We start from the raw sequence: 21407 nt of genomic DNA, 5'->3' as shown, positions 1-21407 counted from the left end.
TCCACCCACAATCAATTTAGCAATTAATTCTGAATCTCGATCTATCTACTTTAATAGCTCTACTGCTACAACAAGATTACCTAACAGACCATTCAAAATATTTAGCTGTTCTTTACTACCAAAGGCTATTAATACTTGACCTGGTTGAAGTATGAAATTACCTCCAGGATTAGTGAACAACTTTTCATTTTCTTTAATGGCTAATATTTTTGCACCGCTTTTTTTACCTATTCCAAGTTCAGAAAGTGATCTTTTCTCTGCTGTTTCAAAAAGACTAATATCATTACTTAATTCAAATTCTTCAATTTCACATTCACTTCCTGCAAGTAGATCTAGAAAATCAATAGCAATTGGTCTTAAAGCCATTGATGCCATTGCTCTTCCTGCAGCTATATAAGGGCTTACGACTATACTTGCTCCAGCTAATCTCAATTTACTTGCGGCTTCTTCAGTTCCAGCTCTTGCAATTACTCTTATAGAACTTCTTATCCCTTTAGCACTCAAAACTACATATAAATTTGCAGCATCATTAGGTAAAGTGACGACCAAACTTTTGCATTTTTCTAATCCTGCTAGTTTTAAAGTCTCGTCAAGAGTTGCATCAGCGCAAAGAACTTCTAAACCATTTTCTTCAGCAATCTTTTTTCTATCTTCATCGCTCTCAACAACAATAATTGGAATATTTTGCGTTTTTATTTGGTTAGATATTTCCTGACCTACCCTCCCATATCCGCACAAAATTACATGATTTTCCATTTTTCTAAGAAGTCTTTTAAAACGTAATTCGTTTACTCTTTGAAAATAGCCGGATTCGAATAATCTAACAGCTTTTTGAAAGGTAAATTGAATAAAGATCAATCCGCCTACGATTACTAAAACAGTTACTATCCTGCCTTCAGGGCTTAAAGGTTGAACTTCTCCAAAACCAATAGTGGTTATTGTGATCAGAACCATCCATAAGCAATCACTCCATTCCCATCCCTCTGTTATTCGATAGCCAATTGCACCTAAAAAAAACAGAAAGAATAAAGAATAAATAAGACCAAACCAAGGCCTTAAATAGTCTTTAATAAAATAGAACTCAAATAATCTAAGCTTCATATCCCTTATTATCGTTAACTATTCAAAAATTTCAAAAAAATTTTCTATTATGTTCCTAAAACTATTTATTTGTTTAAGTGAAATATATATTAAGCAGGATAATAATATTTATTTTCGTAGCTATATGCATTAAACAAATGATTACTGTTTCAGGTCTTTTTTAATACTTCATTAAAAATTAATTCAAGGTTTTACTTGTACTGATTCAATAAGAAAATCAGAAGCTGCTTTTAACCAATCAGCGACTGTAAGACGAAGATCAGGTTGAGAATATACAAGCGCTACAATTATTCCAACTAAGATTATCTTTACCATGGCAATTCAAACATTCTTATGAATTAAAGCACAACTATTTAGTAAAAAGAACCTTAAATTTATAAAAACAGATTAATTAAAATTTCTCTAATTGATTAAACAAGTATTCCACTCTTCTTAGATTAACGCCTAAATCTGATTGCCCTAATCTTGCTGCAGATCTTATTTGAATGATTCCTTTTGATCTATCTATATAACTTCTTACATCAAGCTTTAAAATTTCAAGGTCATCAGGAAATCTAAAAATTAAGCTTCTACAAACACCTCTCCAATAATTCCTTCCACTTTCAATAACTTCTGTTCGAGGTAAACCTTCTGCCAGAGAAACAAGTTGAATAAACTTCTGATCAACATTTATTAGTTTTTTTTCAATTAAGACACTATTTAATGGGTTAGTAATTGGAGCAAGACCTTGAATGGAAGAAACCATATTTTTTAAAACGATATAGATGTTCTAACCGATTTCATACACAAAGTGAGAGAAAATAAGTAAAGATTTTTCCCATAAATTTGATCTCTTTATAAAGAATCCTTATTTTGTGATCAAAATTCTAAAATTTGAGATTTTTTATTGTTTTTTTTGATAGAGATGGTTGCCTATTTTGTTTACTATTTAGTTTCCTAACCCATAAAAAAACTCCCACAAACAAAAATATTTCAACAATAATTCCAACCTTTATTAAACTCATTTTTTATCCTCTTTTTTCTTGTTGGTGCCCTCTATGTATGGCACAAGAATATTTAATAACCACTTTTTAAATGCATTTAAAGGTTTCATAATCTATTTACTTGCCTTTTCTCCACAAACTCCTCCCCTTAATGAGATCCTCTATATTTGGCCAAGCTGCTATTAATTCTTTAAGTGCTTTCCTATTAGGAGTATAGAAAACACATGACAATGCACTTATTACATAAAGTATGAACCACAACTTACTTTCTGAATAAGCTAAAAACAAAGAGAAAAGAAAACTTCCAATAAAGAAAAAGAAAAATGACCTATTTAGTATCTCTAATGGAGTTCTTTTAAGTCTGTAGAATTTAATCTTTTTAATATCTTCTTCAGTATCTTTCTGAAATTTACTTTCGTACGAATTAAATATTTCTTCTTCTAAAACTTTTTCATACTCTAAATTATCAATTGGATTTCTTTGATCTTTTTTATCTATCATTGGTATCTGTACAGTACAAATATGGTAACTAATTTAGGGTATTTTAAAAAGTATCAAATTTTATCTGTTAATTGGAGCTATACGAACAGATCATGGTTTTGAAAATACTTCAAGATTGTCTTATTTATAAAAGATAAATTAGTGAAAATATTTTTTTTAATTTTCCCAAATCTTTCGATCATTTAAAACAATCATTTCTATAAACTTCATAGCATTAATTAAATTGGGAGGCAATATCTAAATCTAGAGTTAAAATAGTTTAGAGATTTAATAATAATCTATATGCAAAGGTATTTGATTTCCTACGAATTTACAGATGGAGAGGATCAAGAAGAAGGGGCAGAAATGCTAATTAATTGGTACGAATCGGGTGGTCCCCAAAACAGACCTGAAAACTATGAGGTTCATTCTTGGATTTTTATGGTTCAAAATGGGATTGGACATTCTGTAGTGAGTGCAGATTCTCTTGAGACAATTTGGAAGCAATGGCATCCCTGGAGAAGGTTAATGGATATAAGCATTCAGCCGTGTATGGATCTTGATGAGACAGTCGGATTATTCAAAAAACAAAAAATGAATACAAGGATGGTTTAAAAGTATTTCTAACTTCTAAATATAAATTTCTTTTTAGTAGCACCTAATACTACATACAAATATAACTGCGTTAAAAAGAATAAGATTAATTTTCCATAATGAATGATTCTTATCACATTTACTTCAAAGGAGAAATTCTTTTCAAGAATTTAAGTAAAGATGAATTTGAATTTGTTTGGGGGAAACTTTATACATCTTATATAAATGCCCTAAATAAAGAGCTTACCTACGAATTAATTAGCGATAATAATATTAAAGAGCCTAATTTTCACCTTGAGCCATCCTATTAAATCAAGAACTAAATCCTAGATTATGAATAAAACAAGAAGAGCTGTCTTTCTTTTATTTTGAGATACTCTTTTTCCTCTTTAGTTATATCCAAACCAATTATATTTGCTTCAATATCGACATTAGAATTATAAGTTTCGAAGTTTTCCTCTCTTTTAAATAAGGCAGCAATACCAATATCTGTTATGAACCAAATAAAGTGATTAGTTTCTCCAATTGGTTCCTCTTTTAATGAGTCGATAATCAAATCACTTGTCGAATCCATTTAATTTTTCTGTGAGAGGCTTTTAATTGCCCCCATTGCAATACCTTACCGCCTCTGATTTGGTACCACCATCTTCAATAATTTCGGCAACACATTCATTGAAAAGTTTAGACTCTTTTTTTAATGAACAGAATCCAAAAGCTATTGCAGCTAAAGCTATTGCAGATACAAAACTAGATCCCAGTTGTATAAAACCATAAGCAAACATAATGTTTTTCTTTCCAGAACATTTTTTTGAATCCTTTTTTTCTTCTGTCATTTTGAATAATTAACTTAATTAAATTTATTTGATTAAGTTTTAGTTCGAGAAATATTTGCATAGAGAAAACCGAATTAATCAATTTTTAATCAGCTATGACAAAAATTAAAAATTTCAAGTTTAGATTGATTTTTCTTCACTTTAATTTTCAATTTGATACATCATTAAGAAAAAACTTTCAGAATTTTTTATCAACATGAGCTTCTCGTATAGATAAATAATCTTTTTATTAAAAGTAATGATCCCATAGTTATAACAAGAGATTATGTTACTTTTTAAACTATATTTTATTTTTTTTGATGAAGTATTAATACTTAAAAAGTTTTCCTGAAAAGCTAGTTTTGATAATGCTCCCGAAGAGTTATCCACTTTTTAAGCGTTTTTCAACAGGGTTTTCCACAATATGTTGATTAAATTTGAATTTCTATGTGCAAAATAAAATATAGTCTTCTTTTTTTAAAAAACTATCCACAATTTTTTTTTGGGATCACTATGATCTCAAATGTCTTTTAAATAAATTTTAGGCAAAAATCCTATGAATCTAAACGAGGCAAAAAAGGATTTAAATCCCGAAATCAAAAAAGAGTTGGAAAAATCTAAGCTTGAAGTTCTTACTAATGAAAATGATTTTTTAGTTAAAAACCTAAAAAAGGCTGGATGATGTACTAGAGCTTTTAAATACTTTTTAAACAATCAATTATTTAAGCTTCCTTTCAAAGACGAGAATTTTTCTCTTATATGATCACCCAGAAAAGTTTTAGTTTGTTAAATATAAAATTTCTATTAAATATACAATCTAATTACTCCAGATAGTAAACATATAAACCAAATCCTAGTTATATTATTTAAATCTCAGTAAGAGATCGTATTAGAAATATAAACGAGAAAAATTTTTCAAAATTATTTAAACATTTACTTTTCCTGTATTCGCATCATAGTTTCTATAAAAGATGAATATCCAAGAACTAAAAGTCAACTACAAAAAGCTTTTAAACAAAGCCGCCAAAGCAAACGGTCGTAAAGAAACTGTTTCTTACTTAAATCGTGCTGCTAAAATTAAATCAAAAATCTATTCAAACACTAAAGTAAATTGCTTTAGATGTAATGGAGCGGGTTTTCTAAGAATTTCATTAGATGAGACTAAAACATGTCTATCCTGCTATGGGAAGGGTTTTTTAGTTAAAGAAATTCAGCAGGTTTAAAAATATTTGATTGTTCATGAAAGATCTCATTCAAGCTCACAAAAAATTAATAAAAACAGTAAAAAAACAAATGGGATTTTCTGATTATGGGATGTATTGGTTAGCTTTCCTAGAAGGGGGTCTAACTATATGGCTGCTGGATAGAATATTTTTCCACTGGTTAAAGTTTTAATTTTTATTTAAGTCAAAAAATTTCTGCAGGTATTAAATAAATTAATTTATCGAAACCATTTGAAAAGTTGTAGGATGGTAAAAAACTAATATGCAATTACTCGGATTAATCCTTCTTCTAGCTAGTAGCTGGTATTTATGGAAATTAACATCAAACTTTCTTGATGAACCAACAAAAAAAGAACTGACTAATAGTTTAAATAACCTCAAAAATAAATTCTCTGAGGGAAAACAAAATTTCTCTAAAGCAAAAATAAGCGAAGCTTGGGAAAAATACAAAGAAGAAGGTGGTGCCTTATCTAATAAAGAAAAAAGCTAGTGGACTTTTTTATTATTACAAGTCTCACTAAAAATATTTCTAGAATTGATCTAATTGGTATTTTGTTTGGTCATTTAATATTTGGTGTTGCATTGACACAGCTTTTAGATTGGACGTGGTTAAAGAACCTTATGAGTGAAGAAGATAAAACTAGGATGCTTAAAAGTTATACATGGAAAGACTTGTTAGTAGATGGAGCCATTCTTACGGTAGTTCTAGGAATAATTTTTTTGATAATTAGCATTTTTCTATAAATGAACGTAACTTACATCCTTTTAGTTTTTTTAATGATATCAATTGTGATTTTCACTCAAATAATCAATTCCTCCGATGAATCAAAATAAATGACCGAAGTAACTAGCAACTCCTCAACTGGATGGTACTTAATTGCTTTGGTAAGCACTTTATCTTTTTTAGCCTTAATTTACTTCGGCCAAAAAAGATAGAGTAAATTTTAAAAGACTATTTAAATTCATAAAAAAAGCTCTGCAACTTCACGAGATGCAGAGCTTTTAAATATTAAGTAACTGATTTATATAAATCTATTGATTATAAAACCTTTTTTCTTAATCAAAGAAAAAGAGACCGATAAATGTGATGAAGATACTGAATTCACGGCCCCTTTAATAACCGCATTTTTCGGTAGATACGACAATGAATCACCTCCTTTACTAATGTTTTTTTAAAGATAACTAAAAGAATTAAACAAAGAAAGAAATTCGTTAAAAATTTAAAAGTTTTTTAACAAATTAACAATATAACCCTCTTAAAAATAAAAATATAGATTTTACCAAGGTAAAACTTCTCCGTTGGCATGCCAAAACGAACCCGAGTTATTTTTATTTAAAGAATCTATACGTTTTAAAAGGCCATTTGCTGATTCTTCAGGACTAATTCCATTACTTGTAAAGCCAGTCATTCTTGTACTCACTAACCCAGGATGCAAAATAGCTACATAAATATCTTCTTTTGATAAATCTACAGAAAGTGATTTTGCTGCCATGGACAAAGCGACTTTAGACATCCTGTAACCATAAGAACTTCCAGATGTATTATCTTCAATAGATCCCATTCTACTTGTGATAAAAGCAACTTTAGAAGATCTTTTTAAAAAATGTTTAAGTGATTGAGTCATACATATTGGGCTCAATGCATTGACTTCAAATTGCCGCAAAATACTTTTTTTATCCAAGTTTTCAAAAGAATTAAATTCATAAATTCCTGCATTATGAATTATGCAATCTAAATTAACTCCAGATAGTTTTTTACACAAGTTTGTTATCGACTCATAAGAAGAAATTTCTATATTCTCTTCAATTCTCACACCTAAATCCCTAAGTTCTTTTGAAGCTTTCCTACACGTTGCAATTACATTATCTCCCCTCTTATGAATTTGCCTACATAGTTCTAATCCAATACCTCTATTTGATCCTGTAATTAGATAAGTCGACATCTCTAAACTAAAAAATAAAAATTAATCTAAACTCAAATATATAAAGAAAAAGAACTAGAAAAAGAAAAAATTTATAAAATTCCTTACTAGATTTTTTAAAGGTTATGATGGGTTATGAAATTTAAAAGATTTTATAAAAAAAGCAAAGATATTTTTATCATCAAAATTTAATGTATGGAAATTATCAATCAAGAATTTATACAAGAGATTATTAGGTTAACGTGGAGAAATCCCGCTTTCATGGCTATAGCTATTGCATTAGTTTGGCTTATCCCACAATTATTTATCAGAAAAATAATGGCAAAAAAATATGAAAGAAGAAAAATAGAAATTCAGAAAAATAAAATTCAGAAGCTTTACCCAACAAATACTCCTAAATAAGATTTTTACTTATAAAATGATCTAATGAATCAAAAAATACTTTTTGCATCTAAGTAAAAAATGACCTACAAAATAATTAGAATTGATGGGAAAGATGACGAATTAACAACTCAAAGTTTTGATAAATATTCAGATGCGTACGATTTGTTAGAGGAACTATATGGAGATATTTGTTGTTCAGATGCTGATTATGGAGACATAACCTATTACGATATTGTGGAAAATAATTGAAAAAAAGTTAATGGAGAATAAAAAATGGGCTCCCTCCCAAGAAGAAAATTTAGGGGTAATAACGAGTGTATATGAATTCATTAAAGAAGAACTTTCAGAACTTCAAAAAAAAACTGGATGTCCGGATTCATTTATTTATGATTTTATTGGCAAGATACAAAATGAATGGCATCCTGAATCTTGCCACTCGTTAGTTAGAAATAAAAAAAAGAAAAATTAGAAAATATTAAATCTTCAACTCAAATTTATAAAACTTCTTTAAGATAACTTGAATTTAAAAATATTAAATCATGATTATTAGGATACTAGGTATAGTGCTGATTATTGGTACGATTGCATATTATGGTTTGGTTTTGACAGGGCAAAGCAACCTTTAGTTTTTATAAGTTCTAAAATTTCTCATGAAATGGCCTCCTACTTTGTGTTGGACAGCACCAAAAACTATAAATGGAAATAGGCATTTTCAAGTTAAAGCTTATGGTGGAAAAAATGAAGATAGGTGGGTTGATATTTTTCCTACCAAAAATAAAAAAGATATTAAAAGGATTTCATGGGCAAAACTTAAATCAGAATGGACTACTGGATGGTTAAGGCTCCCAAAAGATAAAGTTTAATTTGTTTATGTAAACAAATATTATTAACCAGTAAACTGTAAAAAATAATACCTAATACAAAAAAATAACTTCTAAGCTTTTTAAAACTTGTTTAATATGAAGTCAGAACCGAAGAAAAAACTGCCTAATAAAAAAGTTATAAGTTCAGCAAAATTTGAGGCTAAAGAACAATTCACAAAATCTGCATTAGAAAATTTAAAAACAGAAAATGAAAGACTTGTTAATTCACTAAAAAAATCTGGGGAAATTAAAGAATCCAAAAAAAAATAGATTTACACAATTAAAATTTTTTTATTAATATATTATTTTATAGATTGAGAAATGATTGAAAAAATCTCTCTTGCAAATTCTCATTTACCTCAACTTATCGGGTTCGTACTTATGTCAATTGGTTATACATTAGGCAATAAATTTTACCTTCCAGAAATCAAACAAAAATAATAATTTCTAGTTACTAAAAATTAATTTAAATAAATAATATTGAAAATAAATTCCTATAGAAATTTCGATACTCTATCTAACTTAGAGAAAAGTCTTTAGATCTAATATTGCAATTTAATAAAGACTACTCTTGGAAATCTGACACATAAATGTAACATTAAAGTTCTTTAAAATCTGAAATCCTAAGAAAAAGTAAGAATTCATACTAATTTTTTTTAAATATGTTACATTAATTAATAATTCAAGTTAAGTTTCCTCTGACAATAAAGCGGAATTAGGAAATGTTGGATACTTACAAATGTCATTCACTTTTTGGCTTACTAAATGATCACAAATGAAATCTAAAAATGGATGCACTTACTAGTTTTATAGTTGTTATCATCGCAATTACAATTCAATTTTCCTTATACGCAATCAAAAGATTGCAGGAACCTTTAGAACCAAATTATTTGATAGATAGAAATTCGAAAAAAATTAAAAACTACATGGGTAAATTTTGGAAAAATGCTGAAATAACAAATGGGAGATTAGCTATGATTGGTTTTTTAGCTTTGATAATAAACTACGGTTTTTTTGGGTGGATAATACCTGGTTTTATTTAAAACATCAATAAGTTAATGTCTTAAAGAAAAAAATAAATCTTTCGTTCAAAAAAATCTCTCCTTTTTAAAAAAAAATTTTTATTATAAGTAAAAAGGCAATTGAGTAATTCTGATTTTGATAAAAATGGATTGGACAGCTATGGAATACATTGGCTTCAATATGCTGCTTTTGCTGTTTCTGGATTTGCTATATTTACAACCTGGGCATTTTTTTATGATGAAAGATTCCACAACTTTGTAATGAATATTTTTAGGGTTATTAACTGCAGTGGATTCAACTGTAATGGAGCATTTTAAGATTCTATGGCTAATCCAGATCAAAAAACAATATTAATTGATAATGCTTTTGAGGAAATAAAAAACATTTGTATAAATCTTCAAAAAGACACTGATGCTTCGAATTCAGAACTTAAAAATTTACTAAAACTAATTATTAATGAATGGGAAGAAAAAGAAGAACAAAAAAATGGTTTTGGATTCAGGTAAAGTTAGCCACTATCTAAGAATAGACTTTGGCCTAAATCATTTTAAAATGAATAGATTTTTTACTTTTAAAATTAATTATTGATAATTTACATTTTTTAGAAAGTAATTAAAAAGGAATGAATCTCAAATAGAAGATTCATTCCAGATTTAGCATTAGTTTTATTTAGATTTAAATTTTATAATTAAACTCCTCTGGTGGACTGTCAATCATAAGATCCCTCCTATTCAACAAGTTAAACTTACTCCTTACCTGTGAAGAAGGTAAATCAGTAAAAATGCTGATTTATTATTTACTAAAATGTTTGAATTAAAGAAGCCAATTCTGGTGCATCCAGTAAAAGTGCAAAAAATGTAAGCACAACTAATAAAAATATGGAAAAATAGAATTGAATCATGTTTCAAAATTACTTAAAAATAATTTTTTAAGTTGTATAAAATAATGCTTTGTTTACATAATTAAATATCTCTAGCTAGAGAAGTTTATTTAGAGAATAATTAAGATACTTCAAGAGAAAATATCGTCCTATTTTTTTGCCAATACTCACAACCTTTAAGTAAATGATCACCCTGTGGTATGCGTTTTTCGTATTTTGGACAGATCAAGATAGTAGCAAAAGTTTCTGTAGTGCTGTAGCGAAAGTGATTGCAAGTAATACAAATCTTTGTTCGTTTTCGTTTTAGGGTAGATTCTTTTAGATATTCCCATTTTGACGGATTTACATTGATCATTATTACTGGAATTTATTAGTAACAATTTGCCAACCTCCTGAAATTAATTCATTCCATGTTTCACAAGCGCACTCAATAGAATGAAGTCTTGAATTTTTAATTTGGGCTGGTTCACCTAATTCATTTGCATAGAAAAGATGAGTATATACTTTTAAGTTATTAGATACAGATTTCTTATAACTCTCAAAAAAAATTAATAAACCACTTTTTTTGTTAAATAACCAGCCAGTTGGGGGGTCAATAAAGCTGCCACAATAAAAATAAGTCCGAACATTAGCGACTCCTGAAGTCATAAGGATAATACGTTTGTACTAATAATATAAATGTACTATTCGTAGACGTCAAGTATTCCTCTGCTAATCATTTAAATACTAAAATTACTTTCTAGAAATAATCAGCCGTAAAATTCTTATTTGGTAATAGTGAATACAAGTAACTCCTTGAAAAGGAAAATATCATTGAAAGAGTATCTCCAAAAAAAATGCAATGTATCGAAATCCCTTCTATTTAGGATGGAATAAAGGTTGGTCTTTCTTATTTTTTTTAGAGGGTGGCATTGCAAAAATTGAAGCAAAAGGTTTTGGTATTTCTATTACAACAAAAGTTGAGAAAGGAGAATCACCCCTAGAATCTGCGGATAGATTAGTCTCGAAAGAGCAAAGGATTAGAAAATCAAGATATTATTCTTGGGTTAAATCTATTAATGAAAAAACAATAAATTAACCAATCCTGAAATTTCTAAAGTAATCTGTTGACAGTCAATTTAAAATAGAAAAAAGTCATTTATTTTTCGTGTCGAATAAATTTTATGAATGGTGGAAAAACCATAGAAAAGTTGTAACCTATGGAGCTTTTATCATCTTGTTTGGTTTTTATTTATCTCCTGTTGTCAAAGAAGCAAAATACAAAAACCAATGTATTAAGTACTCTACTAAAGGAGCTTTAACTAAATTTAATAAGGACGATATAGGAGAAACTTTACTAGAAGAAACAGGTTTAAATATTGATGAACTAGCAAAGATTGAAGGTTATAAGAATTGCATTAATTAAAAAGTTCGCAAAATTACTCTGAGTTTTTAAATGATTAAAAATATGCTTAAACTTATTTTATTAATATTATTATCTGGATTTATATCAATAAGTCAAAAAACAAGATATTTGGTTGGCATAACTCTAAAAGAAATTTCTTCATTTCTTTTATGGACTGTTAAATATGAAGATAGAGAAAAATGGATTATGGATAAACCAAGTTGGATAACTATCCAAAAACTTAAGCCATCGTATTAAATGAAGACTTATTTAGAAGAACGAATTGAATGGTATGACGATAATTATAGAAACGGTAATGCTTTAATCTCTGATAAGCAGTTCGACCAACTTGAAAAAAATTTATTGAGAACAAACCCTAATTGTGATTACTTTAAAAAGAAAAATAAACTAGTTTTACCTTCATTGGAAAAGGATTCAATAGATGAATTTTTGAAAGGATTATTAGCAGATACCAGATTATTAATTGAACCAAAAATTGATGGTTGTGCTGTTGCTTTGCAATATAGGGATGGAACATTGGAAAAAGCAATTTCAAGAAAAGGAACAGATGTTACTAGTAAACTTATTAAAATCCAAGACATTCCCAATAATCTCCCTTTACAAGGAGTTCTTCAAGTTAGAGGTGAATTATACGCACCTAACCAAAGTCCAAATATCTCCCAGAGAATCGCTTCTGGATTTCTAAGAGCTAAAGAAGGATTTTCTCAAAGTCTTAGCTTCTGCGCATTTCAAATACTTAATTCAACACTTAACCAATATGAGTCCAAAAAGAGTCTTTCTAAGCTTGGCTTCAAGATCCCTCAGGATATTTCATGCAACTTTACGAGCCAAGTTGAAGTATTTAGAAAACGATGGTTAGAAGGGAAGCTTTTTAGTGAATATCCAACAGATGGAATAGTAGTAAAAATAAATTCTAGAAAATTACAACTGATTAGAGAAAAATCAAATTTAGATTATCCTTATTGGCAGGTGGCAATAAAACGTTAATGGAATTAATACACCAGATTTTTCCTACTTGGCATATTTACTTGGATATGTTTTTGATTGGCTTTGCAACTTATGGTTTTCTAAGAATTAAGAAAAAAATAAAAACTAAATAAAGTTTTTAATTATCCATGGTCCTTAAGCATGGATTTAAGTTGTTCGGTATCTAATTGTTCAAGATAATTTCTCATTGCCAACCAAGATCTTCTGCTTTCTAACTTTCCACTTTGTTTAAATAAATTTGCGGAAACTTGATCTATCAATTCTTTATGAGTCATATTTATATTCTTCATCAAGTTCAATGACAACACCATTAAAAAATTCTGCTAATAATTTAGATGGGTCTTGCATAGATATCTTTCTATCTACTTTTGATAATTTCTTTTTGATTGGATTTAAGTTAGTCATACAGATTCAGGTAATTCAAGTTCTTCAAAAGTCCAACCTTCTAGTTGAAGGTCATGCCATTTATCCCAAGCATTATCCAAATACATTTGAGTGGATGATTTAATTGCCATTGGCTCACCAAGATCATTGGCATAATATGTATGAGCAAAAATCCTCATACTATTTCTTGGAGATTTTTTATTCCTTATAAATAAAATTAATCTGGTGCGGTCTGGGCTAAGCAACCAACCACTTGGGGACTCATTACGATAACCGTAAGAAAAATTAGTCCAAACATTAGCTCCTCCTAAAGTCATTACTCAGTAATACATGTGTACTATTAATATAAATGCATTAGAAATGGAACGTCAAGTATTTTGGCAAATAAATTATTTGCACTTATAGAAAATTAAAACAGCTCAGTTATTCCAAAAAAATAAAATACCCACCAAAAACCTGTTATAACAGGCATTTTGATAGGTAATACCGGATCCCCGTCAGTTCTCTGCTGCATCGACCTGGAAATGCCAGAAGAGGATTCAAAGTGGGCTTTCGTTTCCGATTACAAGATCGGTTTACTACCGCATCACGACAGTCTCCTCATGTCGAAAGAGAGTCAGATCAGAGCACATAAAGAAGAACTTAACCAAAGATCCAGTAATCTAACTCTAACTTATTTTTTTATGCATTTGGAGATGGCCAAATGTCTCTTACCATAGTTAATAAAATTTGAGCTTCATCATATCTTTCTAAATGCGTTTTACCATTTAATAAAAATGTGATGTGAGCCATTTTTCTTCCCAGAATTTCGCGAGATTTGCCATAACAATGAATATTAGAACCCTCAATTTCAGATAACATTTTAATTCTGGTTTCCATTGAGATTGGGAAATTCTTTTTTAAACCCAGTAAATTTATCATAATTGCACCTTCACAGTTCATTTTAATTTCAGGTGGCATTATCCCAGAAGAAATGCAAACATATTGATCAAACTGACTTGAAGTGCAAGCTTCAATAGAGAAATGAGCTGAGTTATGTGTTCTAGGAGCTATTTCATTAATTAAAAGACCATTATCTCCATAGAAGAATTCAATAGCTAAAACTCCAACGTAATTAAGTTCATTGACTATTGAAGAGAAAATATTTATTGCAAATAAGTTCAAATCATATTCATTTGTTCCAGGGGCAAGAACCCAATCACAAACGTGGTTTGATTGGAACGTCTCAACTATTGGAAAGAATCTTATCTTACCGGTCCTATCTCTCGAACCAACAAGAGCCAGTTCTTTTTCATACTCTATCCATTCTTCTATTAACCATTCATTAGAATTGTTCTCTTTTAAAAAAGAATCTAAATCTTCTTTTGTCTTTATTTTTCTGTTCCCTTTGCCGTCATATCCACCTTTATTTGATTTTGCCATTAGAGGAAAAGTCCAATTATTGATTTCCTGATCCGAGAGATTTTTAAAATCTTCAATACTTATCCATTTTGGGCAGGGAATATTCATTCTTTCTATTAATTTTTTTTGAGAAAACCTATCTACTAATGGCTTAATTGCATTAAGGCTTGGAACAAAAATATCTTTATTGTCAATTAAATTTAATTTATCAATTTTTATCCATTCATTTTCAAAAATTATTTTTTCACACTCATTAATTAATGATTTATTACCTCTTATCTTTAAAGGATCAGCTTCTATGACATGATCTGCTTTTAACCCAGCAGGATCATCACAAGATTTTGTTTGCACACATACTTCAAGATCTCTTTTTTTTGCTGCCTCGGTTAACATCAAAGCCAATTGACCACCTCCAATTATTCCCAGGGAATAATTTTTCTTAAAATCGTTTATATTTTTTTTTAAACTCATAGCATGATTTTATTACCATTTCTAATTCTTAACAACTGAATTTTTAAGGATCTAGAGCTTAGATTTTGCTAATATATAAAGTATTTAATACCAAATATTTATAAATTTTAACTAGGTAATCAATTGTGAATAAGAGAAAAATATTAGTCCCATTAGGTGATAAGTCATATGAAGTAACTCTAGAAGCAGGGATACTGAATAATATCAGCGAAGAACTTTTAAAAATTGGAATAACAAAGAATAGAAAAATACTTGTGATTTCAAATGAAGAAATATCAAACTTATATGGAGAAAAATTTTTAAATAATTTAAAAGATAATAAATTTCAGGCCAAAATGGTCCTTATCAAGGCTGGAGAATCATATAAAAACTTAAAAACCTTAAGTGAAATATATGATGTAGCATTTGAATTTGGCTTAGATAGAAATTCAATAATTATTGCCCTTGGAGGAGGAATTGTTGGAGATGTAAGTGGTTTTGCAGCTGCGACTTGGCTGAGAGGTATCGAATATATTCAGATTCCAACAACATTATTATCAATGGTTGATTCATCTGTGGGAGGAAAAACAGGAGTAAATCATCCAAAAGGTAAGAATTTAATTGGAGCTTTCAATCAACCTAAAGCAGTTTTTATTGATCCAGAAACTTTAAAAAGTTTGCCCAAAAGAGAATTTAGTGCAGGCATGGCCGAAGTAATAAAATACGGAGTAATAAGAGATAAAGAACTTTTCAAATACTTAGAAATTGAAAAAAACAAAAATGAACTTATAAATCTCAAAAATGAATATCTAATTAAAATAATTAATAGTTCAATTAAAACAAAGTCTCATATTGTTTCTCAAGACGAACATGAAAATGGTGTTAGAGCAATATTGAATTATGGTCATTCTTTTGGTCACGTTATTGAAAATTTATGTGGATACGGCAAATTTCTACATGGTGAGGCAATATCAATTGGTATGAATATTGCAGGTAAAATAGCAATTGAGAAGGGGTTATGGTCTAAAGAAGAATTAGAAAGGCAGAAAATTCTATTAGAGAGTTACGATCTTCCTACCGAGATCCCCAAAATAAATAAAGAAGACGTTCTAACAATACTTATGGGCGATAAAAAAGTTCGTGATGGCAAAATGAGATTTATATTACCGAAAGAAATTGGTGCTGTTGATATATATGATGACGTAGAAGATTCATTATTTTTAAAATTTTTTTCTTAACGCAAGCAGGTTGAATTTATATTCATTTTCTTCTCATTAAACTTTTTAAAAACAAACCACTTGAAATCACCTAAACAAACAGGATCTACGAGTCTAAGTAATGCCTCTCTTCTTAAAAGAGCATTTGATAAATCCTCCTTAAATTCTTTCTGAATCCCATAAAGTCTCTCTGCCAATCCAAGCGCCAACAAAGCCTCGCCTTGTTTAGTTATTCCATCAGTATTAAATCCAAGATTCTCAGCATCATTAATTAAAGTTTCTATGCACACATGAGATGTTAAATCGCAATTTCCAGGAGAATCTAGGACATTATTCTTCATTTTTTGATTTTCATATGAAACTATCGTCCCATCAGAATTCTTAGAGTTATAGTATTTTTTAGCTTCTTTAGCGTAATCAATTATCAATAAAATACCATTATTTATTTTCCCATAAATTGCTTCTAACCATTTTGAGTTATCTACATGCCATTCTGTCGTCCATCCTTCAAGAGCATCTGCAGGTGGAATAGTTATTCCCAACTCACTTTTAGCAAGTTCAAAACTTTTTTCCAATTCACGTGTAATTGGCATTTTATCAAAAAATAATTTATGAGATTTTTTGTCTATAGAAACTGCTTGTCGAATTAATTTTCCCTTTGCGAAGGTTATTCTTTCTACTGGCAAAGCATCCAAAACCTCATTTGCTAGAACTATTCCATTTATATTATTTTCCTCTACTTCATCCAAACCTTTCCATAAAATATCAATACCTAAGTTCAAAAATTCCTCCAATTTATTTTTTTGTTTTTCTACCATCCCTTCATTAGGTTCAATAATTACAAAAGAAACTCCTTCCAAAAAATTCTTGTTATTTTCTAAAAAATATTTAATTAACCCACTCATAAAGCTTCCATCTCCTGCTCCAAATTCAATTACAGCTAATTTCTGATTAGATAAAAAACTATTTTTGAACTGAATCAACCAATCTTCTATTTGTTTACCAACCAAAAAAGCAAAATCATCAGATAAAGCTGGTGATGTGACAAAATCTCCTCGAACACCTAACTCAGCTTTACCGCTGCCGTAATAACCATTAATAGGATCATTTAATGCGAAATTCATAAAATCATAAAAACTTATAGTCCCACCCATTTTTATTATTTTTTTTACTAACCAATCTGGATTATTCGCGGGTAAGCTATTCATCGGCGAAAATATAAAAAGACAAAACTTATTTATGCCTTCAAAGATTAACTATTTATTAGGAATATTTCTATCTATATTAGTTTTAATTTCACATAAACCCGTTTTCGCTATAAATAATCCAAATCTCTTACCAGAAGAAAAAACACCTGTAATTGATTTAGCTAAAACATTAAGCCCTAATCAGAAAAAATCTTTAGAGGAAAAGCTCAACAATCTAGAAACTGAAAGTGGGTGGAAAATTAAATATTTATCTCAGTTTGAAAGTTCACCTGGTAGTGCAATAAAGGACTATTGGGATTTAGATGAGACAAGTTTGTTGATAGTTGCGGATCCTAGAGGGGGAAATTTGCTGAACTTTAATGTAGGAGAGGCTTATTTTAATTTTATGCCAAGGTTATTTTGGGTTGAACTTCAAACAAGATTTGGCAACCAATACTATGTTAAAGATCACGGTGAGGATGGTGCAGTATTAGATGCAATTGATTCAGTAAAGATTTGCCTCGAAAGAGGAGGATGCCAAGTTGTCCCTGGCCTACCCAAAGAGCAATATATTTGGACTTTATGTACATCTATTCTTGGAGGTTTAGTAGCAGGTTTTGCATCTGCTCCAAGAAAAGAAGGTCAAGTCATATCAATTGGATTTTTAGCTCTTCTTTCTCCCTTATGGGGAATGTTATTTGGAATTTTTGGTTTGGCACCTATAATATCCAGAACGAATGATTTATTACCTTTATTTAAAAATGGTTTAGCTTTTACAGCCGCAGGAATTGCAGGTTATATCTTGTCTCAAACTTTATTTTCAAGATATGAAAAGCCCAAAAATACTTAAAATATGAACAAAAAAATCTAATCCTAAAAAAATTTATCTTCTTCACGTATTTCACCAGATTCTGAATACCATCGATGAGAAACATGCCTTAATTCCTTATTTTCAAACTCAATCCATGAAAAATTAATTAGCAATTTCCCATCTTCATCAGTTTTATATCTTGGTACTACAGCAGTATTGAAATAAATTGTTCCTTTGCTATCAATTTTAAACATCTCTCTTAAACCAAGATTTCTTTTTAGCCGGTTGTGCATATGACCAAAAATTACAAGATCAACTTTTCTTCTCTTTTGTATTTGAGAAATAGCAGCAGACAAATCTCTATCTCCCCAATCTAAAGAGGGTGATTTCCAGTCTTTCCCACAAATGCTTTTAGGTTCTGAACCTAAACCCGAAGGACCAGCATGCGACATAATTATTAGAGGTATTTCTTCAATAGTCTCTTCTGAACATTTGATAATTTTATTTATTGAATCTTGTTCGGTTATAGGTCCATAAACGCCTTTAACTTCTTTTGAAAGATAATAGCCGCCGCCAGAACTACATGGTCTAGCAGACAATAAATTTATTTGATTATTAAAAACTTTCAAATCCCATGCACAATATTTTTCACCAAGAACACGTATCTGCTTTGAAAGAGTTTCGCCTGTAGAATCTTTCCCTCTATCATGATTTCCCAAAATCACAAAAGTAGGAATTTTGATCTCATTGATTTTTTTAATTATTTTGACACTTCCATCAGAAATATCACCAACAAATAAAACAATATTTGGGTTGATAATCGATAAAACTTTCAAGTCTAATTCAGACCATTGACCATGACAGTCACCAACAATAGCAATTTTTAAATTTGTCAGAATTTTTTCTGTTTAAAGGCATATAATCTATTTAGAGATATTCTAAATCCTGACCAGTATAACTTCTACTGCAAAACAGAAATCAGTTCAAAACGAAGAGGATTTGATTTCTGAAATAAAGGAGCGTTGCGGAAAAGCTAATGCAATCATTCTTGCACACTATTATCAAGCTCCAGAGATTCAGGAAATTGCAGATTTTATTGGCGATTCATTAGATCTATCTAGGAAGGCTGCAAATAATGACGCAGATATAATAATTTTTTGCGGTGTGCACTTTATGGCCGAAACTGCAAAAATACTTAGCCCTAATAAAAAAGTCCTATTACCAGATATTGACGCAGGTTGCTCATTAGCAGACGATTGTCCTTCAGATAAATTTCAAAAATTCAGGGAAGAAAATCCAGATCACTATGTCGTAAGTTATATAAATTGCACTGCAGAAGTAAAAGCTCAAAGTGATCTGATATGTACAAGCAGTAATGCAGTCTCATTAATTAAAAAGATACCTGAAAATAAAAAGATAATATTTGCACCAGATCAGAACCTTGGGAGATGGGTACAGAAAAATTCAGGAAGAGATCTTAAATTATGGCCTGGCAGCTGCATTGTTCATGAATCATTTAGTGAAGAAGCACTTTTAAAATTAAAATATCAAAATCCAGGATCAAAAGTAATTGCTCATCCTGAATGTAGTCAAAATTTACTAACTCTCTCAGACTTTATTGGATCAACAAGCAAGCTGCTTGATTTCGTAAGTAAAGATCCATCTAAAACTTACATGGTACTAACTGAACCTGGAATAATTCATCAAATGAAAAAGAAAGAACCTAATAAAATTTTTATTGAAGTTCCTGATGTAGAAGGTTGTAAATGTAACGAGTGTCCATATATGAAATTAAATACTTTAGAAAAAATTCTTGATTGTTTGAAAAACAATTCCCCGTCTATCGAACTAGACCCAGAAATAATAAGAAGAGCCTATGTGCCAATAAAGAGAATGCTGGATATGAGTAATTAATTTAATAAAAATATTTTATTTTCCTTATTAATTTTTAGGAAAGCATTAAGGTTTGCAGTGTCGGGCTTAAATTCGCTTATCTGATTCTTTCTATTAATTATATTTATTAGCTCTTTTTCACCAGCTCTATATTGTTTATCTTTTCTAGTTCCAATCTCTCTTTGGAGAATAGGGTTGATATTCATTTTTACATCTATATCTGGAATAATTCCAGATTTGTTTATATCAGTACCGTTCGGAGTTAAATACTTGGCGACTGTAACAGTTAATCCTGAACCATCAACTAATGTCCTCATAGATTGAACTAGACCTTTACCAAACGTTTTTTTTCCAACTAATTTTCCTCTTTTATTATCTTTTATTGCACCAGAAACTATTTCACTAGCACTAGCAGAACCCTCATTAACCAGTACAACTAGGGGTTTTTTAGTTAGAGCTTGTCCGTTTCCTTTTTTTGTTTCTTTTAAACCATCTTTACTTACTGTACTAACTATTACTCCTTTGTTAATAAAGTGCCTTGAGATATCAATGCTTGATTCTAATAAACCTCCTGGATTACTTCTCAAGTCAAGAACATATCCTGCGACTTTTTTTGTTTCTAAATCCTTAATAGCATCTCTAGTTTCTTTTGATGCATTTGCATTAAATTGTTTAATTCTTACATAGCCAATTAATAAGCCATTTTTGGTTTGATTGACTTTACTTGATACAGATTTTATTTCAATTTTTTCTCTCGATAAAGTCTTAAAAAAGGATTGAGAACCTCTAAGAATTTCAAGCTTTACTTTAGTACCTCTTTGCCCCCTTATTAATTTCACGGCCTCCTCAATATTCATACCTTCAGTAGAAATATCATCTATGGATAATATTTTATCTCTAGCTTTAATTCCAGCATCAAAGGCAGGGGTGCCCTCTATGGGAGAAATAATTATTAAATCATCAGATTCTTTATCTTTAACTATTTGGATACCAACTCCAGTTAATTCACCAGAGGTATCGATTCTCATTTGATTAAATTCCTTAGGTTCTAAAAATCTTGTATAAGAATCATCTAAGTTAGAAAGCATATCTCTAATCGCATCATATGCTTCATTGCTATCTGAATATGTTTTTGATAAAACTTCTTTTCTCAGATTAATCCAATTGGACTTTTGAAATTTGCCGCTTGAATCAAGAAAATCTCTATATACAATTTGCCAAACATGATCAATTACTTCTTTATAACTATTATTTAAAACTGTTGCCTCTGCAAAACTATTTAAGAATAGTCCAGAAAAGGATGTCGCAAACAGAAATATAAATTTTTTTTTAAGCAATTTTCTTATCTTCAATTAATTCGATATTTTTTATTATAAAAAGAATTTATTTATAATTCAAAATTTTGAC

39 protein-coding genes and 1 other RNA gene are annotated in these 21407 nt (G+C 29.6%); 22 read left to right on the top strand and 18 right to left on the bottom strand.

Annotation, left to right across the window (positions count from 1 at the left end; translation table 11 throughout):
- Positions 1–45: 45 nt before the first annotated feature.
- The 5 genes from SIB45_RS06595 to SIB45_RS06575 all read right to left on the bottom strand — a co-directional run bounded on the left by SIB45_RS06595 (position 46) and on the right by SIB45_RS06575 (position 2585).
- A complete protein-coding gene (locus SIB45_RS06595) occupies positions 46–1101 on the bottom strand; it encodes a potassium channel family protein (protein ID WP_011376270.1) in 1056 nt (351 codons plus the stop codon).
- Positions 1102–1284: 183 nt separating this feature from the next.
- Positions 1285–1416, bottom strand: a complete 132-nt coding sequence (locus SIB45_RS06590; protein WP_011818220.1) for a hypothetical protein — start codon at positions 1414–1416, stop codon at positions 1285–1287.
- A 76-nt stretch (positions 1417–1492) separates the two neighbouring features.
- Entirely contained in the window at positions 1493–1846 is a 354-nt protein-coding gene (locus SIB45_RS06585; RefSeq protein WP_011862752.1) for a DUF1499 domain-containing protein, read from the bottom strand.
- 121 nt (positions 1847–1967) lie between these two features.
- A complete protein-coding gene (locus SIB45_RS06580; RefSeq protein ID WP_011862751.1) occupies positions 1968–2105 on the bottom strand; it encodes a hypothetical protein in 138 nt (45 codons plus the stop codon).
- A 96-nt stretch (positions 2106–2201) separates the two neighbouring features.
- Complete coding sequence (locus SIB45_RS06575; protein ID WP_011862750.1) at positions 2202–2585, bottom strand: hypothetical protein; 384 nt, start codon at positions 2583–2585, stop codon at positions 2202–2204.
- 282 nt (positions 2586–2867) lie between these two features.
- Here SIB45_RS06575 and SIB45_RS06570 point away from each other — a divergent pair, with 282 nt between their 5' ends.
- Together SIB45_RS06570 and SIB45_RS06565 are read left to right on the top strand one after the other, a co-directional pair.
- Entirely contained in the window at positions 2868–3179 is a 312-nt protein-coding gene (locus SIB45_RS06570) for a DUF3303 domain-containing protein (protein ID WP_011376267.1), read from the top strand.
- A gap of 98 nt (positions 3180–3277) precedes the next feature.
- A complete protein-coding gene (locus SIB45_RS06565) occupies positions 3278–3469 on the top strand; it encodes a hypothetical protein (RefSeq protein ID WP_011862749.1) in 192 nt (63 codons plus the stop codon).
- A 20-nt stretch (positions 3470–3489) separates the two neighbouring features.
- Here SIB45_RS06565 and SIB45_RS06560 read toward each other — a convergent pair whose 3' ends face one another.
- Together SIB45_RS06560 and SIB45_RS06555 are read right to left on the bottom strand one after the other, a co-directional pair.
- A complete protein-coding gene (locus SIB45_RS06560; RefSeq protein WP_011862748.1) occupies positions 3490–3732 on the bottom strand; it encodes a hypothetical protein in 243 nt (80 codons plus the stop codon).
- Between the two features lie 22 nt (positions 3733–3754).
- The gene (locus tag SIB45_RS06555; RefSeq protein WP_011862747.1) at positions 3755–3991 is read right to left on the bottom strand and encodes a hypothetical protein; all 237 of its coding nucleotides are present in this window, start codon (positions 3989–3991) and stop codon (positions 3755–3757) included.
- Between the two features lie 535 nt (positions 3992–4526).
- Between SIB45_RS06555 and SIB45_RS06550 the strand changes: the two genes are divergently transcribed.
- The 5 genes from SIB45_RS06550 (at position 4527) to SIB45_RS06530 (ending at position 5937) form a co-directional block, all read left to right on the top strand.
- Positions 4527–4652, top strand: a complete 126-nt coding sequence (locus tag SIB45_RS06550) for a hypothetical protein (RefSeq protein ID WP_011862746.1) — start codon at positions 4527–4529, stop codon at positions 4650–4652.
- Between the two features lie 289 nt (positions 4653–4941).
- Complete coding sequence (locus SIB45_RS06545; protein WP_011862745.1) at positions 4942–5193, top strand: hypothetical protein; 252 nt, start codon at positions 4942–4944, stop codon at positions 5191–5193.
- Positions 5194–5209: 16 nt separating this feature from the next.
- The gene (locus tag SIB45_RS06540) at positions 5210–5365 is read left to right on the top strand and encodes a hypothetical protein (protein ID WP_011862744.1); all 156 of its coding nucleotides are present in this window, start codon (positions 5210–5212) and stop codon (positions 5363–5365) included.
- A gap of 90 nt (positions 5366–5455) precedes the next feature.
- Entirely contained in the window at positions 5456–5683 is a 228-nt protein-coding gene (locus SIB45_RS06535) for a hypothetical protein (protein WP_011862743.1), read from the top strand.
- A complete protein-coding gene (locus SIB45_RS06530) occupies positions 5683–5937 on the top strand; it encodes a hypothetical protein (protein WP_011862742.1) in 255 nt (84 codons plus the stop codon). The genes SIB45_RS06535 and SIB45_RS06530 overlap by 1 nt, the downstream gene beginning before the upstream one ends.
- Before the next feature lie 533 nt (positions 5938–6470).
- Here SIB45_RS06530 and SIB45_RS06525 read toward each other — a convergent pair.
- Positions 6471–7136, bottom strand: a complete 666-nt coding sequence (locus SIB45_RS06525; RefSeq protein WP_011862740.1) for an SDR family oxidoreductase — start codon at positions 7134–7136, stop codon at positions 6471–6473.
- 174 nt (positions 7137–7310) lie between these two features.
- On the opposite strand from SIB45_RS06525, the gene SIB45_RS06520 reads away from it, so the two are divergent.
- From SIB45_RS06520 to SIB45_RS06485, 8 genes are all read left to right on the top strand, one after another.
- Positions 7311–7517 carry a hypothetical protein gene (locus tag SIB45_RS06520; protein WP_011862739.1) on the top strand — a complete coding sequence of 69 codons (207 nt, stop codon included), beginning with the start codon at positions 7311–7313 and terminating at the stop codon, positions 7515–7517.
- Positions 7518–7577: 60 nt separating this feature from the next.
- Positions 7578–7748 (top strand): hypothetical protein, encoded by a 171-nt coding sequence (locus SIB45_RS06515; protein ID WP_011862738.1) that lies wholly within the window; start codon positions 7578–7580, stop codon positions 7746–7748.
- A 10-nt stretch (positions 7749–7758) separates the two neighbouring features.
- Positions 7759–7968, top strand: coding sequence for a hypothetical protein (locus tag SIB45_RS06510; RefSeq protein ID WP_041484755.1), 210 nt, complete (start codon positions 7759–7761; stop codon positions 7966–7968).
- Between the two features lie 181 nt (positions 7969–8149).
- Positions 8150–8362: a TIGR02450 family Trp-rich protein gene (locus tag SIB45_RS06505; protein ID WP_011862736.1), complete on the top strand. Its 213-nt coding sequence runs from the start codon at positions 8150–8152 to the stop codon at positions 8360–8362.
- 96 nt (positions 8363–8458) lie between these two features.
- Positions 8459–8632: a hypothetical protein gene (locus tag SIB45_RS06500; protein WP_187146064.1), complete on the top strand. Its 174-nt coding sequence runs from the start codon at positions 8459–8461 to the stop codon at positions 8630–8632.
- A gap of 518 nt (positions 8633–9150) precedes the next feature.
- Positions 9151–9405 (top strand): chlorophyll a/b-binding protein, encoded by a 255-nt coding sequence (locus SIB45_RS06495; RefSeq protein WP_011862734.1) that lies wholly within the window; start codon positions 9151–9153, stop codon positions 9403–9405.
- A 99-nt stretch (positions 9406–9504) separates the two neighbouring features.
- On the top strand, positions 9505–9702 hold the full coding sequence (locus SIB45_RS06490; protein WP_011818197.1) for a hypothetical protein: 198 nt from the start codon (positions 9505–9507) through the stop codon (positions 9700–9702).
- A gap of 6 nt (positions 9703–9708) precedes the next feature.
- The gene (locus tag SIB45_RS06485; protein ID WP_011862733.1) at positions 9709–9891 is read left to right on the top strand and encodes a hypothetical protein; all 183 of its coding nucleotides are present in this window, start codon (positions 9709–9711) and stop codon (positions 9889–9891) included.
- Positions 9892–10386: 495 nt separating this feature from the next.
- On the opposite strand, the gene SIB45_RS06480 is transcribed toward SIB45_RS06485, so the two are convergent.
- On the bottom strand, positions 10387–10620 hold the full coding sequence (locus tag SIB45_RS06480; RefSeq protein WP_071813378.1) for a hypothetical protein: 234 nt from the start codon (positions 10618–10620) through the stop codon (positions 10387–10389).
- A 2-nt stretch (positions 10621–10622) separates the two neighbouring features.
- Positions 10623–10913 carry a DUF1651 domain-containing protein gene (locus SIB45_RS06475; protein WP_011862732.1) on the bottom strand — a complete coding sequence of 97 codons (291 nt, stop codon included), beginning with the start codon at positions 10911–10913 and terminating at the stop codon, positions 10623–10625.
- Positions 10914–11106: 193 nt separating this feature from the next.
- Here SIB45_RS06475 and SIB45_RS06470 point away from each other — a divergent pair, with 193 nt between their 5' ends.
- The 4 genes from SIB45_RS06470 to SIB45_RS06455 all read left to right on the top strand — a co-directional run bounded on the left by SIB45_RS06470 (position 11107) and on the right by SIB45_RS06455 (position 12657).
- Entirely contained in the window at positions 11107–11343 is a 237-nt protein-coding gene (locus tag SIB45_RS06470; RefSeq protein ID WP_011862731.1) for a hypothetical protein, read from the top strand.
- 69 nt (positions 11344–11412) lie between these two features.
- Complete coding sequence (locus tag SIB45_RS06465) at positions 11413–11670, top strand: hypothetical protein (RefSeq protein WP_025890613.1); 258 nt, start codon at positions 11413–11415, stop codon at positions 11668–11670.
- Positions 11671–11712: 42 nt separating this feature from the next.
- Positions 11713–11907 (top strand): hypothetical protein, encoded by a 195-nt coding sequence (locus SIB45_RS06460; protein WP_225866358.1) that lies wholly within the window; start codon positions 11713–11715, stop codon positions 11905–11907.
- Positions 11908–12657 (top strand): NAD-dependent DNA ligase, encoded by a 750-nt coding sequence (locus SIB45_RS06455; protein ID WP_011862729.1) that lies wholly within the window; start codon positions 11908–11910, stop codon positions 12655–12657. It abuts the gene before it with no gap.
- Positions 12658–12779: 122 nt separating this feature from the next.
- Here the strand turns inward: SIB45_RS06455 and SIB45_RS06450 are convergent, their stop codons facing one another.
- The 5 genes from SIB45_RS06450 to SIB45_RS06430 form a co-directional block, all read right to left on the bottom strand.
- Complete coding sequence (locus SIB45_RS06450) at positions 12780–12932, bottom strand: hypothetical protein (RefSeq protein ID WP_011862727.1); 153 nt, start codon at positions 12930–12932, stop codon at positions 12780–12782.
- Positions 12922–13062 (bottom strand): hypothetical protein, encoded by a 141-nt coding sequence (locus SIB45_RS06445; RefSeq protein WP_011862726.1) that lies wholly within the window; start codon positions 13060–13062, stop codon positions 12922–12924. The genes SIB45_RS06450 and SIB45_RS06445 overlap by 11 nt, the downstream gene beginning before the upstream one ends.
- Complete coding sequence (locus SIB45_RS06440; RefSeq protein ID WP_011862725.1) at positions 13059–13358, bottom strand: DUF1651 domain-containing protein; 300 nt, start codon at positions 13356–13358, stop codon at positions 13059–13061. The genes SIB45_RS06445 and SIB45_RS06440 overlap by 4 nt, the downstream gene beginning before the upstream one ends.
- Positions 13359–13520: 162 nt before the next feature.
- Positions 13521–13705: non-coding RNA, 6S RNA (gene ssrS, locus SIB45_RS06435), on the bottom strand.
- A gap of 17 nt (positions 13706–13722) precedes the next feature.
- Positions 13723–14913, bottom strand: a complete 1191-nt coding sequence (locus SIB45_RS06430; RefSeq protein ID WP_011862724.1) for a 5-(carboxyamino)imidazole ribonucleotide synthase — start codon at positions 14911–14913, stop codon at positions 13723–13725.
- A gap of 125 nt (positions 14914–15038) precedes the next feature.
- Here SIB45_RS06430 and aroB point away from each other — a divergent pair, with 125 nt between their 5' ends.
- Complete coding sequence (gene aroB / locus SIB45_RS06425) at positions 15039–16130, top strand: 3-dehydroquinate synthase (protein ID WP_011862723.1); 1092 nt, start codon at positions 15039–15041, stop codon at positions 16128–16130.
- Here aroB and SIB45_RS06420 read toward each other — a convergent pair.
- Positions 16127–17317: an SAM-dependent methyltransferase gene (locus SIB45_RS06420; RefSeq protein WP_011862722.1), complete on the bottom strand. Its 1191-nt coding sequence runs from the start codon at positions 17315–17317 to the stop codon at positions 16127–16129. The genes aroB and SIB45_RS06420 overlap by 4 nt on opposite strands.
- Before the next feature lie 31 nt (positions 17318–17348).
- Here SIB45_RS06420 and SIB45_RS06415 point away from each other — a divergent pair, with 31 nt between their 5' ends.
- A complete protein-coding gene (locus SIB45_RS06415; protein WP_011862721.1) occupies positions 17349–18146 on the top strand; it encodes a hypothetical protein in 798 nt (265 codons plus the stop codon).
- Positions 18147–18169: 23 nt separating this feature from the next.
- Here the strand turns inward: SIB45_RS06415 and SIB45_RS06410 are convergent, their stop codons facing one another.
- The gene (locus SIB45_RS06410; RefSeq protein ID WP_011862720.1) at positions 18170–18943 is read right to left on the bottom strand and encodes a TIGR04168 family protein; all 774 of its coding nucleotides are present in this window, start codon (positions 18941–18943) and stop codon (positions 18170–18172) included.
- A 163-nt stretch (positions 18944–19106) separates the two neighbouring features.
- Between SIB45_RS06410 and nadA the strand changes: the two genes are divergently transcribed.
- Positions 19107–20021, top strand: a complete 915-nt coding sequence (gene nadA / locus SIB45_RS06405; RefSeq protein WP_011862719.1) for a quinolinate synthase NadA — start codon at positions 19107–19109, stop codon at positions 20019–20021.
- Here the strand turns inward: nadA and SIB45_RS06400 are convergent.
- Positions 20018–21352 (bottom strand): S41 family peptidase, encoded by a 1335-nt coding sequence (locus SIB45_RS06400; protein ID WP_011862718.1) that lies wholly within the window; start codon positions 21350–21352, stop codon positions 20018–20020. The genes nadA and SIB45_RS06400 overlap by 4 nt on opposite strands.
- Between the last annotated feature and the right edge of the window lie 55 nt (positions 21353–21407).

The sequence above is a fragment of the Prochlorococcus sp. MIT 1304 genome (assembly GCF_047305015.1).
Lineage (GTDB): Bacteria > Cyanobacteriota > Cyanobacteriia > PCC-6307 > Cyanobiaceae > Prochlorococcus_A > Prochlorococcus_A marinus_E.
Note: the sequence above shows the minus strand (reverse complement) of the source record. Positions and strands in the feature narration are given on the sequence as shown.

Excerpts from the sequence above, each read along its gene's own strand:
- SIB45_RS06590 (WP_011818220.1), bottom strand. The coding sequence starts at position 1,416 with ATGGTAAAGATAATCTTAGTTGGAATAATTGTAGCGCTTGTATATTCT.
- SIB45_RS06535 (WP_011862743.1), top strand. The coding sequence starts at position 5,456 with ATGCAATTACTCGGATTAATCCTTCTTCTAGCTAGTAGCTGGTATTTA.
- SIB45_RS06545 (WP_011862745.1), top strand. The coding sequence starts at position 4,942 with ATGAATATCCAAGAACTAAAAGTCAACTACAAAAAGCTTTTAAACAAA.
- SIB45_RS06575 (WP_011862750.1), bottom strand. The coding sequence starts at position 2,585 with ATGATAGATAAAAAAGATCAAAGAAATCCAATTGATAATTTAGAGTAT.
- SIB45_RS06560 (WP_011862748.1), bottom strand. The coding sequence starts at position 3,732 with ATGGATTCGACAAGTGATTTGATTATCGACTCATTAAAAGAGGAACCA.
- SIB45_RS06430 (WP_011862724.1), bottom strand. The coding sequence starts at position 14,913 with ATGAGTTTAAAAAAAAATATAAACGATTTTAAGAAAAATTATTCCCTG.
- SIB45_RS06475 (WP_011862732.1), bottom strand. The coding sequence starts at position 10,913 with ATGACTTCAGGAGTCGCTAATGTTCGGACTTATTTTTATTGTGGCAGC.
- SIB45_RS06420 (WP_011862722.1), bottom strand. The coding sequence starts at position 17,317 with ATGAATAGCTTACCCGCGAATAATCCAGATTGGTTAGTAAAAAAAATA.
- SIB45_RS06520 (WP_011862739.1), top strand. The coding sequence starts at position 7,311 with ATGGAAATTATCAATCAAGAATTTATACAAGAGATTATTAGGTTAACG.
- SIB45_RS06415 (WP_011862721.1), top strand. The coding sequence starts at position 17,349 with ATGCCTTCAAAGATTAACTATTTATTAGGAATATTTCTATCTATATTA.
- SIB45_RS06515 (WP_011862738.1), top strand. The coding sequence starts at position 7,578 with ATGACCTACAAAATAATTAGAATTGATGGGAAAGATGACGAATTAACA.
- SIB45_RS06595 (WP_011376270.1), bottom strand. The coding sequence starts at position 1,101 with ATGAAGCTTAGATTATTTGAGTTCTATTTTATTAAAGACTATTTAAGG.
- SIB45_RS06480 (WP_071813378.1), bottom strand. The coding sequence starts at position 10,620 with ATGATCAATGTAAATCCGTCAAAATGGGAATATCTAAAAGAATCTACC.
- SIB45_RS06470 (WP_011862731.1), top strand. The coding sequence starts at position 11,107 with ATGTATCGAAATCCCTTCTATTTAGGATGGAATAAAGGTTGGTCTTTC.
- SIB45_RS06565 (WP_011862749.1), top strand. The coding sequence starts at position 3,278 with ATGAATGATTCTTATCACATTTACTTCAAAGGAGAAATTCTTTTCAAG.
- SIB45_RS06440 (WP_011862725.1), bottom strand. The coding sequence starts at position 13,358 with ATGACTTTAGGAGGAGCTAATGTTTGGACTAATTTTTCTTACGGTTAT.
- SIB45_RS06570 (WP_011376267.1), top strand. The coding sequence starts at position 2,868 with ATGCAAAGGTATTTGATTTCCTACGAATTTACAGATGGAGAGGATCAA.
- SIB45_RS06455 (WP_011862729.1), top strand. The coding sequence starts at position 11,908 with ATGAAGACTTATTTAGAAGAACGAATTGAATGGTATGACGATAATTAT.
- SIB45_RS06460 (WP_225866358.1), top strand. The coding sequence starts at position 11,713 with ATGCTTAAACTTATTTTATTAATATTATTATCTGGATTTATATCAATA.
- SIB45_RS06450 (WP_011862727.1), bottom strand. The coding sequence starts at position 12,932 with ATGACTCATAAAGAATTGATAGATCAAGTTTCCGCAAATTTATTTAAA.
- SIB45_RS06555 (WP_011862747.1), bottom strand. The coding sequence starts at position 3,991 with ATGACAGAAGAAAAAAAGGATTCAAAAAAATGTTCTGGAAAGAAAAAC.
- SIB45_RS06585 (WP_011862752.1), bottom strand. The coding sequence starts at position 1,846 with ATGGTTTCTTCCATTCAAGGTCTTGCTCCAATTACTAACCCATTAAAT.
- SIB45_RS06525 (WP_011862740.1), bottom strand. The coding sequence starts at position 7,136 with ATGTCGACTTATCTAATTACAGGATCAAATAGAGGTATTGGATTAGAA.
- SIB45_RS06445 (WP_011862726.1), bottom strand. The coding sequence starts at position 13,062 with ATGACTAACTTAAATCCAATCAAAAAGAAATTATCAAAAGTAGATAGA.
- SIB45_RS06500 (WP_187146064.1), top strand. The coding sequence starts at position 8,459 with ATGAAGTCAGAACCGAAGAAAAAACTGCCTAATAAAAAAGTTATAAGT.
- SIB45_RS06505 (WP_011862736.1), top strand. The coding sequence starts at position 8,150 with ATGAAATGGCCTCCTACTTTGTGTTGGACAGCACCAAAAACTATAAAT.
- SIB45_RS06580 (WP_011862751.1), bottom strand. The coding sequence starts at position 2,105 with ATGAGTTTAATAAAGGTTGGAATTATTGTTGAAATATTTTTGTTTGTG.
- SIB45_RS06540 (WP_011862744.1), top strand. The coding sequence starts at position 5,210 with ATGAAAGATCTCATTCAAGCTCACAAAAAATTAATAAAAACAGTAAAA.
- SIB45_RS06485 (WP_011862733.1), top strand. The coding sequence starts at position 9,709 with ATGGCTAATCCAGATCAAAAAACAATATTAATTGATAATGCTTTTGAG.
- SIB45_RS06550 (WP_011862746.1), top strand. The coding sequence starts at position 4,527 with ATGAATCTAAACGAGGCAAAAAAGGATTTAAATCCCGAAATCAAAAAA.
- SIB45_RS06510 (WP_041484755.1), top strand. The coding sequence starts at position 7,759 with ATGGAGAATAAAAAATGGGCTCCCTCCCAAGAAGAAAATTTAGGGGTA.
- SIB45_RS06495 (WP_011862734.1), top strand. The coding sequence starts at position 9,151 with ATGGATGCACTTACTAGTTTTATAGTTGTTATCATCGCAATTACAATT.